This is a genomic window from Rhodococcus sp. 14-1411-2a, from assembly GCF_002259485.1.
GTDB lineage: Bacteria > Actinomycetota > Actinomycetes > Mycobacteriales > Mycobacteriaceae > Rhodococcoides.
Genome location: NZ_NPGA01000003.1, coordinates 1 through 15269, shown reverse-complemented (window position 1 = coordinate 15269; position 15269 = coordinate 1). Strand labels below are relative to the sequence as shown.

Here is a 15269-nt window from a genome sequence, read left to right as displayed (position 1 = left end):
GGTGAGTGAAAATCTCGATCGCGTCGATCGCTTGATCATCGACGAGCTTGTCTCCGACGGACGCGCTACTTTGGCGACGTTGGCGGAAAAGGCTTCCCTGTCCGTCTCGGCCGTTCAATCGAGGGTTCGACGGCTCGAGTCCAGGCGCGTCATCCGTGGATACACGGCCCAGGTCGATCCGGAGGCCCTCGGCCGTCCGCTGTCGGCATTCGTTGCCATCACTCCGATCGATCCGGCCCAACCGGACGATGCCCCCGCCAGGTTGAAGCATCTGTCGGCCATCGAGTCGTGTCACTCGGTTGCCGGTGAGGAAAGCTACGTTCTGCTGGTGCGAGTCGAATCGCCGAGGGCGCTCGAACGCTTGCTGCAGGAGATCCGGGCAACCGCCAACGTGCAGACGCGCAGCACGATCATTCTGCAGACGTTCTACGACCGCTGACCGCCCGCCAGACGCGGTCCGACGACATGGGTAGGTCGTACAGTCGGGCACCGACGGCGTCGCGAATGGCGTTGGCCAAAGCCGGTGCCACGGGGTTGTACGGAGACTCGCTCATCGACTTCGCGCCGAATGGGCCCAGCCGGTCGTAGGTGTCGGCGAACAAGACCTCCGTGCGAGGAATGTCCGCGAACTGCGGAACGTGGTAGCTACGAATCGAATCGGTGGTGACCAGACCGGCACCGTCGGTGCGGATCTCCTCGTACAGTGCGCTACCGATCGCCTGTGCGACGCCGCCCTCGACCTGACCACGGCACTGTTGCGGGTTCATCACGGTTCCGGCGTCCGCGCTCTGCACCGACTGCAGTATTTTCACGGTGCCGGTGTCCTCGTGCACCGCCACTCGGAACGCGTGCACGTTGAACGCGAGCGAACGCGGCAGCCCGCCACTGTTGCCTGCGGTGACGAGGGTGCCTCCCGCCATCGCCAGAATGTCGTCGAGGGTGACGAAGCGATCTCCGCAGCGCACGCCCTCCGGTCCGAGTGTGCAGTCCGAATTTCGGTGTCCGGTCGCGGTGGCGGCCAGATCCAGGATCCGAGCCGACATCGCGCGAACCGCCGCATAGAGGGCCTTGCCTGCCACCACGGTGCCCGCCGAACCGAATGCGCCCGTGTCGTAGGTGACCGAGTCGGTGTCGGATTGATCGACTCCGATGCGGTCGACGGACGTGCCCAGTTCGCTCGCCGCGATCTGAGTGTGGACGGTGGTGGTTCCGTTGCCGAATTCCGCAGTCCCGACGCGTATCTCGTACCGCCCCTCGGGTAGCAGTGCCACCGAGGTCTCGGCGCGGTGGCCGCGCGGGGGAATGGTCGCGATCATGGCCACCGCCATTCCTTCGCCCACCTTCCAGCCCGCCGGTGCGTGCTCGCCGTTGCCTCGTCGCAGAGCGGCTTCGGCAAGGTCGATGCACTGATCGAGGCCGTAGCTGCCGAACTGCAGGTCGTCGCCCTCATGGTGGGCGGCGACGATGTCGTCGCCGGGGACGATCACGTTGCGTCTGCGAAACTCGAACGGATCGACGTCGATCTCTCGCGCCAGATCGTCCATCGCCGATTCGATCGCGAACATCACCTGTCCCAAACCGTAGCCTCGGAAAGCTCCGGACGGGATGTTGTTGGTGTAAACGGTCTTTGCGTCGACCCGTTTGTTGGCGCACCGGTAGATCGCCACCGACTCGCCGCAGCCGTGGAACATCACACCGGCACTGTGGTTCCCGTAGGCACCGGCGTCGGTGAGAACGTCGATCGCCAGGGCGGTCAGCGTGCCGTCGGCGCTCGCGGCGGCCGTGACATCGACGCGGAACGGATGGCGGCACGGTGCCACGGTGAACTCGTCCGTGCGCGTGAACTCGAACTGCACCGGCCGACCGGTACGCAGTACCGCCAGTGCCACCACGTCCTCGGTGAGCAACTCCTGCTTGCCGCCGAATCCGCCGCCGACGCGCGCGGTGAACACGCGAACACGATCGCGTGCCAAACCGAAGATCTCGCAGATCTCGTCGCGCACCAGAAAGGGAACCTGAGTGCTGGTGCGCAGATTCAGTTTTCCGGTCTCGTCCAACCAGCCGATGGTGCCGTGGGTTTCCAGGTGCACGTGCTGAATCCGCTGAGTGGTCCAGCGGCCGGTGACCACCGCCGCCGCGTCGCGAACGGCAGCGTCGATGTCCCCGGTACTGCCGTGCAGCTCGGCCACCAGATTGCGAGACGGATCCGCGATTCGCGCCGTGGAGTCCTTGTCGCCGTGGATCTTCGGCGCATCGGCTGCGAGCGAGGACTCCGGATCGAACACTGCCGGCAGCACGTCGTACTCGACGACAAGAGCGCGGCACCCTTCTTCGGCCGCCGCAACCGATTCTGCGACCACGATCGCCACTCGCTGGCCGATGAAGCGCACGACGGTATCGAGAACATGGGTGTCGTCCGGATCGTCGACGCGGCGGTCGTGGCGGGCCGTCGAGAATGCCGTCGCCGGACTGTCTTTCGCAGTCAGAATCAGGTGCACCCCCGGCACCTGCTCTGCCGCGGTGGTATCGACGGAGACGATCCGGGCATGCGCGTGTGGACTTCCGAGAACACTGGCGTGCAGCAACCCGGCAGGGGTGTGGTCGAGTGTGTAGGGCTCGGTTCCGGTGACGATGCGCGTGCTGGCGGGTGCCGCGAGCGACCGTCCACACGCCGGACCGTCGACGGACTTCTCGGTGTTGACCACACCGCAGACGGCGTCGGACACGGCGCGATACCCGGTGCAGCGACACAGGTTTCCCTTCAGCCGTTCGGGAAGCTCGTCCAGATCTTCCTCGGTCAGCGTCGAGGCGGTGACGACCATTCCTGCAGTGCAGAATCCGCACTGAAAACCGGCGGCTTCGACGAATCGGCTCTGCATCGGATGGAGGTCGTCCGGTGTACCGAGTCCCGCGACGGTGGTGACGGACCGGTCGGCGGCACGAAACGCGGGGAAGATGCACGAGTGCACCGGTTCGCCGTCGACGAGCACCGAGCATGCGCCGCAGTCGCCTGCGTCGCACCCTTTCTTCACCTCGAAGTGGTCGTGTTCACGGAGCAGGGTGCGCAGGCACTGACCGGGCCGCGGAGTGACATCGGTCGGCACACCGTTGATGTCTACGATCATGACAACTCCTCGCGAATCTGCTGCGCTGCAGTGCAACTGATGTGTCGACGCCAGTCCGGAGCCCCGTGGGGGTCGTCGTACCAGTGCTGGGGACCGATGGTGGCGGCGAGCGCGTCGTCGAGTTCGCCCGCCGTCGGCAGGCCGGGGAAACGCAGAACGAACGGACGGACGGTCGACGCGCTGACGGTCAGAACGAATTCGCCGTCGTCGTCGACCCGCCCGATCACCACGGCGGCCGATCGCCCGAGCGGTGACAGTGCGAGCTTGCGCATCGCCGTTCTGGACTGGAGCGCGTGCAGCGGGATATCGATGCTGCGCAGCACGTCTCCCGGTCGAAGGGCGTTTTCGTGCGGGCCCGTGACCAGATCCGCGATCGCGATGCGGTAGTCGTGATCGGGCCCATCACCCGACCACACCTGCCCGACACCGTCGAGAGCGGCGGTCAACGAGATCATTGCTCCGGCAGGCAGGGCCAGCGCGATGTTGCCGCCGACGGTGGCGGTCTTCCAGATCTTGAACGAGGCCAACAATGCTGCTGCGCAGCGGGGGAACAATGCGGTGGCCGGCCAAGGAGAGGAGTAGCGCGCCAAGGTCTCGATGGTGCAGGTGGCAGCGATCTCGAGCCCGGTCTCGGTGACGGTCAACGGCTCCCAGCCCAAGGCGGTGACATCGACGAGGGTGGCCAGGTGGTCCTGCTTCTCGGAGAACAGCCAGGTACCGCCGGCAAGGACAGCGGTGTCCGTGCGTCCGGGCGGAAGGTCCGCGCGGGAGCCGGGAAGCAGAATGTCGTCGACAGTGCCGAGATCCATGGCCTTCGTTCACCTCGTTCTCGCCGGCAGATCCACCACCCCGACAGATCCAACACCCGATGTGTCCCTTCGAACTGTAGTGAGTATCTGTTACCGATCTTCGGTCGTTCGGCGATACGCCCGAAACTCGCACGAAACAACCCACACATACTGTTTTTCCTACGAGCTCAGCTGTTTCGAGCACGCTCAGCGAGGGCCGGGGGAGGAACAGCAGTGCAGGTCAAGGACTTGCTCGACGCCACGCAGCTCGGCATTCGATTGCTCACCTCCGATACCGACGCCCTCGGCCGCACGCTGCGTTGGACCTACACGACCGATCTGCCCGATCCGTCGCGCTACATCGCGGGCGGCGAGCTGGTCATCACCGGTCTCGTATGGCATCGAACGCCCGCGGACAGTGAGATGTTCGTCAGGGCCGTCGCCGAATCAGGGGCCTCGGCACTGGCCGCCGGTGAAGGGCTGCTCGGTCACATTCCACCGGACCTGGTCGACGCATGCGAGCGGCACGGACTGCCCCTGCTGGCGGTACCCGAGTCCGTCTCGTTCGGCGAGGTGACGGAGTTTCTCGTCGGCCGTGTCACCGGAGATCGCATAGCCTCGCTGAACACCTCGCTCGTCCGGCAACGCCAGCTGCTCACCGCGATCGCAGACGGCAGAGCGCTCGACGAGTTGGCGCTGCACACCTCGAGGGAAACCGGGATGGCGTGTCTGATCTTCACGGCGACCGGACGCCGGCTGGTGGCCGAGGTCTCGGCGTTCTCCGATGCCGACGTCGATACTCTGACGCACGCTGCGCTGTCCTCCGAAAGGCTGCCCACGACAACCACTCTCAGTGACGGAGGTGTGTACAGCATCTTCGGTGTCGGGCCTGCGCTCGCGCAGCGGACCACCCGATGGTTCCTCGCGGTGGCGGGAGACATGGCGAGGTTCCCACCTGCCATCGCCGATGCGTTCGGCCAGCTCGCGGCCATCGCCGCGCTCGATCGTGCTCGACGCGAGGAGGGGCGACTGGTCCGACGCGAAATCGCCGACCAGGCAGTGGCGTTGATCGAGGCCGACAGCACCAGACCCGAAGCCCTGACGCGGCTGCGCCAGGCTGGAGTCGACCCGGACCGCTCGCTGGTCGTCGTCAGGGTCGTCCACAGCGGACGGATCGACCTGCGCGAGATGCTGCGTACGGTTCTCAGCGACACACTGACCTCCTTCGGTGGGGGTTGTGTCGGGTGCAGCACGCACGGGGACATCGTCGCTGTCGTGAACACCGATGATCCGAATTTCACACAGACACTGCGAACTCGATTGACTCGCTTGGGTTCCGGCATCGGGCACAGCCGTCTGCTCGTGGGGGTCAGCTCCGAGGCAACCGGCATCACCATCGACGGCGCGCTTCGGTCGGCCCGGCACGCACTGGAAGTCAGCAGACAAGGGTCAAGCCCGGTGACCGTCACCGCGGGTGCGCAACTGACCTCGGCGGTGTCGATGCTCTCGGCTCTGCCGGACGACGTGCGTCGGTCGTTCGTCGAACACGTACTCGCTCCACTGCTCGACTACGACCGGCGCACCGATGCCGGTCTGACCGACACCCTCCGCGAATTCCTGGCGACCGGTGGATCGTGGAACCGGACGGCCGAGTCGTTGCACGTCCACCTCAACACCGTGCGGTACCGAATCAAGCGAGTGGAGGAGTTGCTGGGCCGGGATCTGAATTCCACCTCGGACCGGCTCGATGTCTACCTCGCGCTTCAATCCATCCCTCCTTCGTCGGCCACCGGGGCCGCATAGGATCGAGGAATGACTGGCTTCACCGGAATACCCTTCGCTGCCCTGGACTTCTACGAGGACCTCGAAGCCGACAACAGCAAGCTCTGGTGGAGCGAGCACAAGGAGGTCTACGACAGTGCGGTCAAGGGGCCGATGACCGCGTTGCTCGCGACACTAGAACCGGAGTTCGGTACTGCCAAGGTCTTCCGCCCCTACCGTGACGTTCGCTTCTCGAAGGACAAGACCCCGTACAAGACCCATCAGGGTGGATTCGTCGCTCGTGGAGACAGTCTGGGCTTCTACGTCCAGATCGACCCCGCGGGTTTGTTCGTCGCAGGTGGCTTCTACAACTCCTCGACCGAGGGTGTTGCCCGCTACCGCCGCACCGTCGACGACGACGTCCGCGGTGCCGAACTCGAGCGAGTTCTGGCGACGCTGACCAAGGCCGGATACGAGATCGGCGGCGACAAGCTCAAGACCAAGCCGCGGGGATACGAGCTCGACCACCCGCGCATCGACCTGTTGCGCCACAAGTCACTCACCGCGGGCAAGCATTTCGGCTCACCCGCGTGGCTGGAGACACCCAAGGCCGCGACGAAGGTGCGCGATGCCTGGCGAGCCCTGACCCCGTTGGTGGAGTGGACTGCGGCGCTGCACACGTGAGCTCAGCGCTCTATCCGACGACAGAGTATGTCCGCCAGGCACTTCCGGCGTCCGGGGCATCCTCGCGCTCGACGGTTGCCTGAATCAGACCGTACGGCCGATCGTCCGCGTTGAACACCTCGAGATTGTTCTCGATGCCGAACCTGCCCAGGTCGTAGACGAAGTGATGCTTGTTCGGTGCGGACATCGTGATCTCTGCGATGAACGGATACTTCTCCAGCACCGCCTCGCCCATGGCGTACAGAGTCTGCTGGAGGGCCAGTGACTGCAGATTGGCGAACCGCTCGATCATCGCCGCCTTCACACCCGCGTACACGGCGTCCCACTCGACGTCGGTGGTGGTGTATCGCCATTGCGCGGTCAGCGATGTCGCCATCACCCGGTCGGTGGTGGGTTCGAGAACAGTCAGGTCGTCCTCGAGGAAACCGTGGAATTCCGAGCCCGTGGACTTGAGAATCACCATCTCCTTGAAGCCGCTGATCACCCACGTCTGCTGCGCGTCGCCCTTGCCCTCGACGGTCACCGCCGACGTGCGGATCTCCTCACCCTTGCGGGTCCACGTGTGATCGTGCTCGACGCCGTCGATCACCGCGCGAGCCCAGGCGTACTCCTCGAGTTCGATGCGGGCCCCGTCGACGGGTTCCACATCGTCGACGAAGTGCCGAGCGAGATCGAGGCCGTAGCTCTCCAGATGCAGCAACCCCTTGGTCTTCGCGTACGCGTACGCGGTCTGCTTCTGGGTGTCGGTGGGAAGCACGTTGGACTGATCTCCCACCAGATGCGCGGGCGAGAAGTCGCCGCGCAGGGCGCTCGACACGTTGATGTCGTGGATCTCGTGCCGGGGAGAGTCGCGATAGATCCGCACCACGCGGTTCTCCGCCTTGCCGTACTGATTGGATCCGAGGACGATCTTTCCGGTCAGGTCGGTCATGTCAGCTCCCGCGATAGGTCGAATAAGAAAAGGGGGACAACAGCAATGGGACGTGATAGTGGGCATCGGGATCGGTGACGGTGAACGAGATCGACACCTCGGGATAGAAGCTCGGTGTCGATGTCGCCTCGAAATAGTCGCCGGTGTCGAACGAAAGGCGATACACGCCCGGATCGATCGGCCCCGGCACCACCTCGCCGATTCGGCCGTCGCCATCGGTGGTGGCGGTGGAGATCTCACCCTTCTCGGGATGGAACAACCGCACCCGCATCCCCACCGCAGGTGTCCCCGAGGTGGCGTCGAGGACGTGGGTCGACAGCCCCGTCACTGCTCTGGTCCCAGCATGCGCCCGAGGCGAATTCGGTTGATCTTGGCCAGTTCCACGCGGAGCACCCGTCTTTCGGTTTCGGCATCGTTGTCGAGCCTCTCCTCGAGGATAGCGAGCAGGTCCTCCGCGGACCTGCCCGTGGCGCACACCAGATACACATGGCCGAACTTGTCCTCGTACGCACGGTTTCCCGCCGCCAGCTTCTCGCGCACCTCGGTACCCGCCGTCGTCACAGCGGCCTGCTCACGTTTCGAGGACGGGTTGTCGGCCTTGCCGCCGATGCGTGGATGACCGTCGAGTGCATGGTCGATCTCGGCCTCGGGTAGTTCGGCAAGTACTCGATCCGCCCTGTCCAACAGCAGATCTCGACTTTCGAAGGGGCGACCCTGGGCGACTCGACGGGCCCAGATCGACGATGCGCAGCACTCGTAGAGTGCATGCATCGCTTGCCGATCACTGAGCCGATTGAACCCGTCGAGCCCTATCCATTCGTGCAGCACATCTCGCTCGCTATCTGAAGTCGTTGATGCGACCGAACCGCGCGGCCGCGATCGGGTTGGCGTCGGCCACGAGGTCGTCGAACCGGTAGTTCGCGATCTTGGCGATCTCGATCATCGCGAACGACCGCTCCGCCGACGGTGCGTTCTCGACGCGTGACCACCCGTTGGCCAGAACTCGATCGTAACGCTCCGTCTCCCGTGCACAGATCACCAGAGGGAAGCCGAAGTGTTCGCGGTATTCGGCGGCGAGTTGGACGATGTTGTCGTGCTCGTCCTCCTCCAGGTTGGACAAGCCGACGTGGTCCGCTGCGTTGAGGGTGCCGGTGGCGTCCTCGCTACCGAGATCGGGATAGCTGTTGATCAGCTCGATCTGTTCCTCGGTGGTGCCGGCCAACAATGCCTCCTGGAACGCCTCGCGCAACCCGTGCGCATCGGCGAAAGGCCGCTGCTGGTACGCGCGTTCGACCACCCACGGAGTGCCCTGCACCAAGCCGCCGAACGTGGCAGCGAAGTCCTCGGCGGACATCTCGTTGACCGTGTCGAGGGTGATGCCCTTACCCGGACCACCGGCGACGGCCTGCCCGCGATTGCCGATGTGGAAGAACAAGACGTTGAGCACGATTGCCGAGACCGCACCGAGAACGATGCCACTGCCGAACAACATTTCCAGCCAATCGGGCACACCCTCGGAGACCGTCGGTTGAATGGTCACGAGCATCGCGAGACCGAGACTTGTGGCGACGATGATCAGGTTGCGGTGATCGGTGAAGTCCACCTTCGACAGAGTCTGGATTCCGACCACGGCGACGGTCGCGAACAGGGCGAGCGCGGCTCCGCCGAGCACCGGCGGCGGGATCGATGCCACGACGGCTGCCGTCTTGGGCAGCAGACCCAGCAGAATCATGATGCCGCCTGCCGTGGCCACCACCCAACGGCTGCGCACACCGGTCAGGCGCACCAGGCCGACGTTCTCCGAGAAGGCCGTGTACGGGAACGAGTTGAACGTGCCGCCGATGACGGTGGCCACGCCGTCCGCGCGCAGTGTCGCTGCGATGTCGTCCTTCTTGATGCGCTTGCCGACGATCTCACCCGTCGCGTACACACTGCCGGTGGTTTCGACGGCGATGATGAGCATGACCACGATCATCGAAATGATCGCGACGACACTGAATTTGGGCACGCCGAACAGGAAGGGCTGTGTGAAACCGACCCACGACGCCTCCGAGGTGCCGTCGAAGTTCATGTCTCCCAGAGCGAACGCCACGGCGCTACCGATCACCAGGCCCAGAAGCACAGCGATGGTCGCCATGAAACCCTTGAAGAATCGTTGGATCAGCACGATGATCAGCAGGGTGCCGATCGCGTATGCCATCCACCGTCCGTTGGACGGATCCTGTTCGTGGGTAGCAGGATTGGTCACAGCGTCGTTGACCGCCACCGGCAGCAACGCCACACCGATGATCGTGATGACGGTACCGGTGACCACCGGTGGGAAGAATCGCAGCAGCCTATTGAAGTACGGAGCCATGAAGAACGTGACGAGACCGGCGACGATGACGGCGCCGTAGACGTACAGCAACCCCTCGGTGCCGCCGCCGTTCGCCATCGCGATCGCGATCACCGGAGAGACGCCGGCGAACGTCACGCCCTGCAGGAGCGGCAGGCGGACACCGATCTTCCAGAATCCGACCGATTGGATGATCGATGCGATGCCGCAGGTGAACAGATCCGCATTGATCAGGTGGATCAACTGTTCGTTGGTCAGTCCGATCGCGCTGCCGATGATGATCGGCACCAAGACGGCGCCTGCATAGAACGCGACGACATGTTGGAACCCGTAAGCAGCAAGTTTCGGAACGGGGAGCACTTCGTCGACAGGATGGACACGTTTGCGTGTGGTGGGCTTGACGGACATGGGTGGGCACCTCGCGGAAGCAACAGGGCAGGATTCCTGCGACGCTGCAGGAGAAGTGCACTAAGAATCAGTCATCACGCCTATCCTCGCTAGTCGAGCGAGCACAAACTTCGGGACGTACTCGACGTGGACGTTGTGCGAACATCCAAGACTCCACCCGAGAGTGAAAGGAACGATCGTGTCGGACCTTGCCGTCGGAGTGGTATTGGCCGCCGGTGCCGGAACGCGATACGGATCGCCCAAAGTGCTCGCCCACGACGGGCTGTGGCTCAGGACTGCGGTGCAGGCATTGCGCGACGGCGGCTGTGATCGCGTGGTCGTGGTGCTGGGCGCGGCGGATGCGCCCGTGCCCGACGGTGTGATCGCTGTTTATGCACCCCAGTGGGAACAAGGAATGAGCGCGTCGTTCGAGGCCGGTCTGACCGCAGCGTCGGACGCGGACTACGCGGTCGTGCACGTGGTAGACACGCCGGACGTCGGACCCGAGGTGGTGCAGGCAGTACTCGCCGCAGCGCGGGAAACCGGTCTGGCCAGGGCCGTGTTCGACGGCCGTCCCGGACATCCGGTCGTCCTGGCGCGTCGACACGTCGACGCAGCCGTGGCATCGGCCTCGGGGGACTTCGGTGCACGCGACTTCCTGCGGGGAAGAGACGACGTGATCGCCGTCGAATGTTCGCAATGGGCAACGGGAATCGACCACGACTATCGGTGAGCGGACGCCCAGTCTGCATGTTCGGCCGAGTCGGCCTCGTCATCGACGACGAGGATCGGGGCCGGTAGAAGCGTCCCCGCGGGGACGCGTCCGTCCGCGTATTTCGGCGGCAACGACGTCGATCATGCCGTCGAACTGATGACCACCGGTCGGGAACTCGATCACTCTTGCCGACGGGAGAGCCGTCGAGTTCAACGCCAGGTGAGAAATGGGAACCACGTCGTCGTCCCGGCAGTGGACGAGCGTCAGGTCGGTCTCGGGCTCCTGGGTGGTGAACGCGTAGTCCGTGACATCCCACCCATGCGGAGTCCAGTCCGGCATCGCCAACAGAGTGGCTCTCAGGGGTCGCTCCCGGCGATGTTCTGCCAAGACCCTGACGAGGATCGATGCGCCGAAGGAATGCGCAATGACCGCATCATCCGATCCGAGCCGGTCCAGGTGCTGCCGAACCGGCGCGGCCCAGTCCTCGAAACCCATGGCAGTGTCGGACAGTTCGGGCATGCACAGATCGAGGTGCAAAGCCTGTGCAAGTCCGTTGGCCAGCGGTGCGTCGTCGAAAAATCCGCCGGCACCGTGAACGAACAGAAGTCGACCGACCATAGTGGGTTCCTCTCCTCGGCAATGCTGTCACCGAAGAAGACCGAATCGCGGCCGTGAATTCACCGGTTGACTCGGATTCGGGGTCCGTGCGAGCATCGTCCTCAGCGTCGCGTGTCGATGACGGACTGCGTCAGGCATGGAGGCGTCGTACTGCCCAGGAGGCAGCGCATGTCCATCTCGTTCGATCACACCATCATCGTTGCAAAGAACAGTGCCGCATCGGCCGAATTCTTTTGCACCCTGTTCGCTTTACCCGAGGCCCCGTCATGGGGGCCGTTCGTCAACGTACAGCTCACCGACGGCACTCTCGTTCAATTCGCCGAGCCCCCCTTCGATGATATTCAGTTCCAGCACTACGCATTTCGGGTGAGCGACGATCTGTTCGACGCGGCCTACGCCAGGCTGGTCGACCAGGGCGTCGAACACTGGGCCGACCCCCGGATGACCGAACCCGGCACCGTCAACACCGACCACGGGGGCCGCGGAGTGTATTTCCGCGACCCGACCGGGCACTTCTTCGAGATGCTGACGCACTCGTACCTGCCGACACCGGGTGAGCCGGTACCGTAGCCACTGTGGCCGAGCAACAGCATGTTTCGATGACGAGGGCCGCCTACGACACCGTTGCCGAGAGCTACGCCGAACTTGTTCGCGACGAACTCGACGGCCGACATCTCGAGCACGGATTGTTGGCGACGTTCGCAGCCCGGGTGCCGAGTGGGCACGTTCTGGAGGTGGGGTGTGGTTCCGGCCGTATCACCGAGCAGCTGCACCGCCTCGGCCTCGACGTAGCGGGGATGGATCTGTCGCCCAATATGATCGAGGTCGCTCGGCGCGAACATCCGCACCTGCGATTCGATGTCGGGTCGATGGAGGCGTTGGACGCGGGTGACAGCTCTCTGGCGGGGATCGTTGCCTGGTACTCGATCATCCACACGCCTCCGCACCAATTGTCGAAGATCTTTGCCGAATTGCATCGGGTGCTGATGCCGGAAGGTCTGCTGCTGTTGGCATTTCAAGCAGGCAACGAGCGGGTGCGACTCGAGCAGGCGTACGGACACTCGGTCTCGTACGACGCATACCGACTCGACCCCGACATGGTCGCAGGCATGCTCGTCGAGGCGAACTTCGAGGTGAACGTCCGCGTGCATCGAGCTCCGATGGGATACGAGTCGACATCGCAGGCATTTCTGTTGGCCCGCGAACGAACATCGTGATGTTTCGAGACCGGTAGGAGTTGCCCGATGCATGCACCCCGTCCACGCGTTCTCTTCGTCACCGACCTGGCGTATCTGTCGAAGGGCCGACGCTACTGCGACGAAGACATCTTTCTGTCGTCGCAGCTCCGCGAGTGGTTCGACATTGCGCTCTGTCACCCGCTCGACGCGCTTGCGCTGATGGACGGCTTCGATGTGGTCGTCATCCGGAACTCCGGGCCTGTGCTGGGGTACCAGGATGCTTTCGACATGTTTGCTCGCCATGCGCGCGAGAACGGCACGAAGGTTTTCACCCAGCTGACCGGCAAAGGCGACCAGAGAGGCAAGCAGTACCTGGTCGATCTTTTCGCAGATGGTTTTCCGGTCATACCTACCGTCGACGACCCGCGGAACGTCTCGCGCTTACCCGAGGTGAATACCTATGTGGTGAAACCGAAATGGGGTGCCGACTCGATCGGCATGCGTCATTCCGGGCGCGCCGAATTATCGCAAGTAGAGCCGGGCAGCCTGATTCAGCCGCGAATCGATTTCGTGTACGAAGTGTCGTTCTACTTCATCGGCCACACAGTTCGATACGCCTTGTACGCTCCTGACCCCGACCGACGTTGGGACCTGGAGCCGTACTCGACTACTGCTCAGGACCGAGAGTTCGCGCAACGATTCGTCGATTGGAACGACATCGACCACGGAATCACTCGGGTGGACGCATGCCGCACCGTCGACGGAACGCTGCTGTTGGTCGAGCTCGAAGACCTGAACCCGTACCTCTCACTCGACCGGCTGACCGAGTCGGCGCGTCGAGAGTTCGTGAACCACATGGCGGAGGCGATCGTAGCGCTGTGTGCCCAGCCGTAGAGGGCGATATCAGTCGGGCACAGCACGCTGGACGCAGCATCGGTGCTCGCGATTCGGTAGCGTCGTCTCCGTGATTCTCGGACCGAACGATGCAGTGTTCTGTCCCTCGAGGATCGTCGTTGCTGGGACGTCCGGTTCCGGGAAAACGACGCTGTCTGCCCGTCTCGGATCGATTCTGGGAATCGAACACATCGAGATCGACAGCTTGTTCCACGGCCCGAATTGGACGCCGCGTGCGACGTTCGAGTCCGAGGTGGAGGAGTTCATCGCGCGCCCGTCGTGGGTCACCGAGTGGCAGTACAACATCGTTCGAGACCGTCTCGCCGATCGAGCCGATTTGTTTCTGTGGCTGGACCTACCGCGCCGAACAGTCATGCGGCAGGTGATGGTTCGGACGCTACGGCGCAGGCTCGGTAGGCGCGAGCTGTGGAACGGCAACATCGAACCCCCACTGCACCGCATCCTCTTCGACCGCGACCACATCGTTCGATGGGCATGGAACACCTACCGGTCGACTACCGAGCGAGTGCAGCAACTGAGTGTGCGCCGCCCGGAGCTGACGATTGTTCGCTTCCGTTCGCACCGGGACGTGGACGCGTGGATTGCGCACCAGCTGATTCCTGTGACCCGATAGCTGTTGTCAGCAGCCCAATTGCGTTGCGAGAGAATCGATCGAGTCGACGCTGTGATTCCAGTCGGATTCCGCGGCGAGGTCGGTGGTCTGACGCGGCCCGTGTTCGAGGGGACGAGCGACGAATGCCGTTGCGAAGCCGCAGTCGGCAGCGGCAGCGAGGTCACTGTTGTGTGCGGCGACCATCATGCACTCGCTCGGCTCGAGACCCAGAATGTCGGCGGTGCGTAGATAGGCGTCGGGCATGGGCTTGTACGCACGCACCGGTTCTGCTCCGAGGATTGCGTCCCATGGCAGTCCGGCATTCTTGGCCATATCGAGCAGCAGCGAGATGTTGCCGTTGGAGAGCGGCGCGATGATGAACTCGGTACGTAGTCGGGTGAGCCCAGAAACCGAATCCGGCCACGGATCCAATCGATGCCACGCGTGATTCAAGGATGCGACATCACTGTCGTCTAGCTGAACATCGAACTCCGACAACACGACTCGAAGTGACTCGAGATGAAGTACATCGAGCCGGGTGAACGGGCGGTTGCCCGACCGAACCTGTTCCATCGCCGGCTGATACAGGCTGCGCCAGCGGTCGGCGAACGCATGACTGTCGATGTCGGGGCCACACAGCGACTCGACCTCGCGGGCCACGCTGGTACGCCAATCGACCACTGTGCCGAACACATCGAACAGAAGCGCCTTCAACGATCTCTCTTCTTTTTCTTCGGACTCTTCGAGTGACCGCCCGCCGACAGCAGCGCACCCGCCAATGGGATGAGAAGGAAGAACAGCCACTTCTGATCGAAGTCGGTGAGGAAGAACAATGCCAGTGAACCGAAGATCACCAGGGGCATCACCACTGCGCGCCAATCGATTCCGGCACCGCCCTCGGTCGGTGCCGGAGATTTCCCGAGCTGGGCGGGAGTGTGCGACGTCGACGCAGCGGGGAGATCGACGAAGACTTTGTCGATCTCCCCACGCGTCGTCGCCGAAGCAACGACGGCGCTGCGCTCGTCGAATTCGGGCACAGTCAGCCGACCCTCACTGAAGTGCAGACTCAGTGCCTCGAGGGCCTTCTCTCGATCAGCCGTACCGATTCGGATCTCCGGAAGCTCGGACATCGCTACGTCATTTGATCTCTGCGAGGACGGTGCCTTGGGTGATGGCGTCGCCTGCGGTGACGGTCAGGCCGGTGATGGTGCCTGCTTTGTGGGCGTTGACGGGGTTTTCC

Annotated in this window: 18 protein-coding genes; 8 read left to right on the top strand and 10 right to left on the bottom strand. The window is 63.7% G+C overall.

The window, feature by feature from the left end:
- The first annotated feature begins 1 nt into the window (after position 1).
- On the top strand, positions 2–439 hold the full coding sequence (locus tag CH291_RS00160) for an Lrp/AsnC family transcriptional regulator (protein WP_032376860.1): 438 nt from the start codon (positions 2–4) through the stop codon (positions 437–439).
- Here CH291_RS00160 and CH291_RS00155 read toward each other — a convergent pair.
- Positions 411–3125, bottom strand: coding sequence for a molybdopterin-dependent oxidoreductase (locus CH291_RS00155; RefSeq protein ID WP_094686421.1), 2715 nt, complete (start codon positions 3123–3125; stop codon positions 411–413). The two genes, CH291_RS00160 and CH291_RS00155, sit on opposite strands and share 29 nt — an antisense overlap.
- Positions 3122–3934, bottom strand: coding sequence for an FAD binding domain-containing protein (locus CH291_RS00150; RefSeq protein ID WP_094686420.1), 813 nt, complete (start codon positions 3932–3934; stop codon positions 3122–3124). Before CH291_RS00150 ends, CH291_RS00155 begins: the two co-directional genes overlap by 4 nt.
- A 213-nt stretch (positions 3935–4147) precedes the next feature.
- Here CH291_RS00150 and CH291_RS00145 point away from each other — a divergent pair, with 213 nt between their 5' ends.
- Both CH291_RS00145 and CH291_RS00140 read left to right on the top strand, forming a co-directional pair.
- Positions 4148–5716 (top strand): PucR family transcriptional regulator, encoded by a 1569-nt coding sequence (locus CH291_RS00145; RefSeq protein WP_094686419.1) that lies wholly within the window; start codon positions 4148–4150, stop codon positions 5714–5716.
- A 9-nt stretch (positions 5717–5725) separates the two neighbouring features.
- Positions 5726–6358, top strand: a complete 633-nt coding sequence (locus CH291_RS00140; RefSeq protein ID WP_094686418.1) for a DUF2461 domain-containing protein — start codon at positions 5726–5728, stop codon at positions 6356–6358.
- A 10-nt stretch (positions 6359–6368) separates the two neighbouring features.
- On the opposite strand, the gene pucL is transcribed toward CH291_RS00140, so the two are convergent.
- Genes pucL through uraD (CH291_RS00120) form a run of 4 tightly spaced genes read right to left on the bottom strand, consistent with a single transcriptional unit; the run spans position 6369 to position 10032 of the window.
- A complete protein-coding gene (pucL, locus tag CH291_RS00135) occupies positions 6369–7289 on the bottom strand; it encodes a factor-independent urate hydroxylase (protein WP_094686417.1) in 921 nt (306 codons plus the stop codon).
- Position 7290: 1 nt separating this feature from the next.
- Positions 7291–7617, bottom strand: coding sequence for a hydroxyisourate hydrolase (gene uraH, locus CH291_RS00130; protein WP_094686416.1), 327 nt, complete (start codon positions 7615–7617; stop codon positions 7291–7293).
- The gene (gene uraD / locus CH291_RS00125; protein WP_094686415.1) at positions 7614–8117 is read right to left on the bottom strand and encodes a 2-oxo-4-hydroxy-4-carboxy-5-ureidoimidazoline decarboxylase; all 504 of its coding nucleotides are present in this window, start codon (positions 8115–8117) and stop codon (positions 7614–7616) included. Before uraD (CH291_RS00125) ends, uraH begins: the two co-directional genes overlap by 4 nt.
- A 10-nt stretch (positions 8118–8127) precedes the next feature.
- Entirely contained in the window at positions 8128–10032 is a 1905-nt protein-coding gene (uraD, locus tag CH291_RS00120) for a 2-oxo-4-hydroxy-4-carboxy-5-ureidoimidazoline decarboxylase (RefSeq protein ID WP_094686414.1), read from the bottom strand.
- A 175-nt stretch (positions 10033–10207) separates the two neighbouring features.
- On the opposite strand from uraD (CH291_RS00120), the gene CH291_RS00115 reads away from it, so the two are divergent.
- Entirely contained in the window at positions 10208–10744 is a 537-nt protein-coding gene (locus tag CH291_RS00115; protein WP_094686491.1) for a nucleotidyltransferase family protein, read from the top strand.
- A gap of 39 nt (positions 10745–10783) precedes the next feature.
- Here CH291_RS00115 and CH291_RS00110 read toward each other — a convergent pair whose 3' ends face one another.
- Positions 10784–11344 (bottom strand): alpha/beta fold hydrolase, encoded by a 561-nt coding sequence (locus CH291_RS00110; RefSeq protein ID WP_094686413.1) that lies wholly within the window; start codon positions 11342–11344, stop codon positions 10784–10786.
- Positions 11345–11512: 168 nt separating this feature from the next.
- On the opposite strand from CH291_RS00110, the gene CH291_RS00105 reads away from it, so the two are divergent.
- The 4 genes from CH291_RS00105 to CH291_RS00090 all read left to right on the top strand — a co-directional run bounded on the left by CH291_RS00105 (position 11513) and on the right by CH291_RS00090 (position 14050).
- Complete coding sequence (locus CH291_RS00105; RefSeq protein ID WP_068051419.1) at positions 11513–11914, top strand: VOC family protein; 402 nt, start codon at positions 11513–11515, stop codon at positions 11912–11914.
- Positions 11915–11943: 29 nt separating this feature from the next.
- Positions 11944–12561 carry a class I SAM-dependent DNA methyltransferase gene (locus CH291_RS00100; RefSeq protein ID WP_094686490.1) on the top strand — a complete coding sequence of 206 codons (618 nt, stop codon included), beginning with the start codon at positions 11944–11946 and terminating at the stop codon, positions 12559–12561.
- 27 nt (positions 12562–12588) lie between these two features.
- Entirely contained in the window at positions 12589–13416 is an 828-nt protein-coding gene (locus tag CH291_RS00095) for a hypothetical protein (protein WP_094686412.1), read from the top strand.
- Between the two features lie 70 nt (positions 13417–13486).
- Positions 13487–14050, top strand: a complete 564-nt coding sequence (locus tag CH291_RS00090; protein ID WP_256980675.1) for an AAA family ATPase — start codon at positions 13487–13489, stop codon at positions 14048–14050.
- Positions 14051–14056: 6 nt separating this feature from the next.
- On the opposite strand, the gene CH291_RS00085 is transcribed toward CH291_RS00090, so the two are convergent.
- The 3 genes from CH291_RS00085 to CH291_RS26480 form a co-directional block, all read right to left on the bottom strand.
- Positions 14057–14743 (bottom strand): haloacid dehalogenase type II, encoded by a 687-nt coding sequence (locus CH291_RS00085; RefSeq protein ID WP_068051412.1) that lies wholly within the window; start codon positions 14741–14743, stop codon positions 14057–14059.
- On the bottom strand, positions 14740–15159 hold the full coding sequence (locus tag CH291_RS00080; RefSeq protein WP_068051410.1) for a DUF1707 SHOCT-like domain-containing protein: 420 nt from the start codon (positions 15157–15159) through the stop codon (positions 14740–14742). Before CH291_RS00080 ends, CH291_RS00085 begins: the two co-directional genes overlap by 4 nt.
- Before the next feature lie 7 nt (positions 15160–15166).
- The coding region (locus CH291_RS26480) for a biotin/lipoyl-containing protein (RefSeq protein ID WP_141215328.1) at positions 15167–15269 on the bottom strand (103 nt) is incomplete at its 5' end.

Excerpts from the sequence above, each read along its gene's own strand:
- CH291_RS00155 (WP_094686421.1), bottom strand. The coding sequence starts at position 3,125 with ATGATCGTAGACATCAACGGTGTGCCGACCGATGTCACTCCGCGGCCC.
- CH291_RS00150 (WP_094686420.1), bottom strand. The coding sequence starts at position 3,934 with ATGGATCTCGGCACTGTCGACGACATTCTGCTTCCCGGCTCCCGCGCG.
- CH291_RS00140 (WP_094686418.1), top strand. The coding sequence starts at position 5,726 with ATGACTGGCTTCACCGGAATACCCTTCGCTGCCCTGGACTTCTACGAG.
- pucL (WP_094686417.1), bottom strand. The coding sequence starts at position 7,289 with ATGACCGACCTGACCGGAAAGATCGTCCTCGGATCCAATCAGTACGGC.
- uraD (WP_094686414.1), bottom strand. The coding sequence starts at position 10,032 with ATGTCCGTCAAGCCCACCACACGCAAACGTGTCCATCCTGTCGACGAA.
- CH291_RS00110 (WP_094686413.1), bottom strand. The coding sequence starts at position 11,344 with ATGGTCGGTCGACTTCTGTTCGTTCACGGTGCCGGCGGATTTTTCGAC.
- CH291_RS00105 (WP_068051419.1), top strand. The coding sequence starts at position 11,513 with ATGTCCATCTCGTTCGATCACACCATCATCGTTGCAAAGAACAGTGCC.
- CH291_RS00100 (WP_094686490.1), top strand. The coding sequence starts at position 11,944 with ATGACGAGGGCCGCCTACGACACCGTTGCCGAGAGCTACGCCGAACTT.
- CH291_RS00095 (WP_094686412.1), top strand. The coding sequence starts at position 12,589 with ATGCATGCACCCCGTCCACGCGTTCTCTTCGTCACCGACCTGGCGTAT.
- CH291_RS00080 (WP_068051410.1), bottom strand. The coding sequence starts at position 15,159 with ATGTCCGAGCTTCCGGAGATCCGAATCGGTACGGCTGATCGAGAGAAG.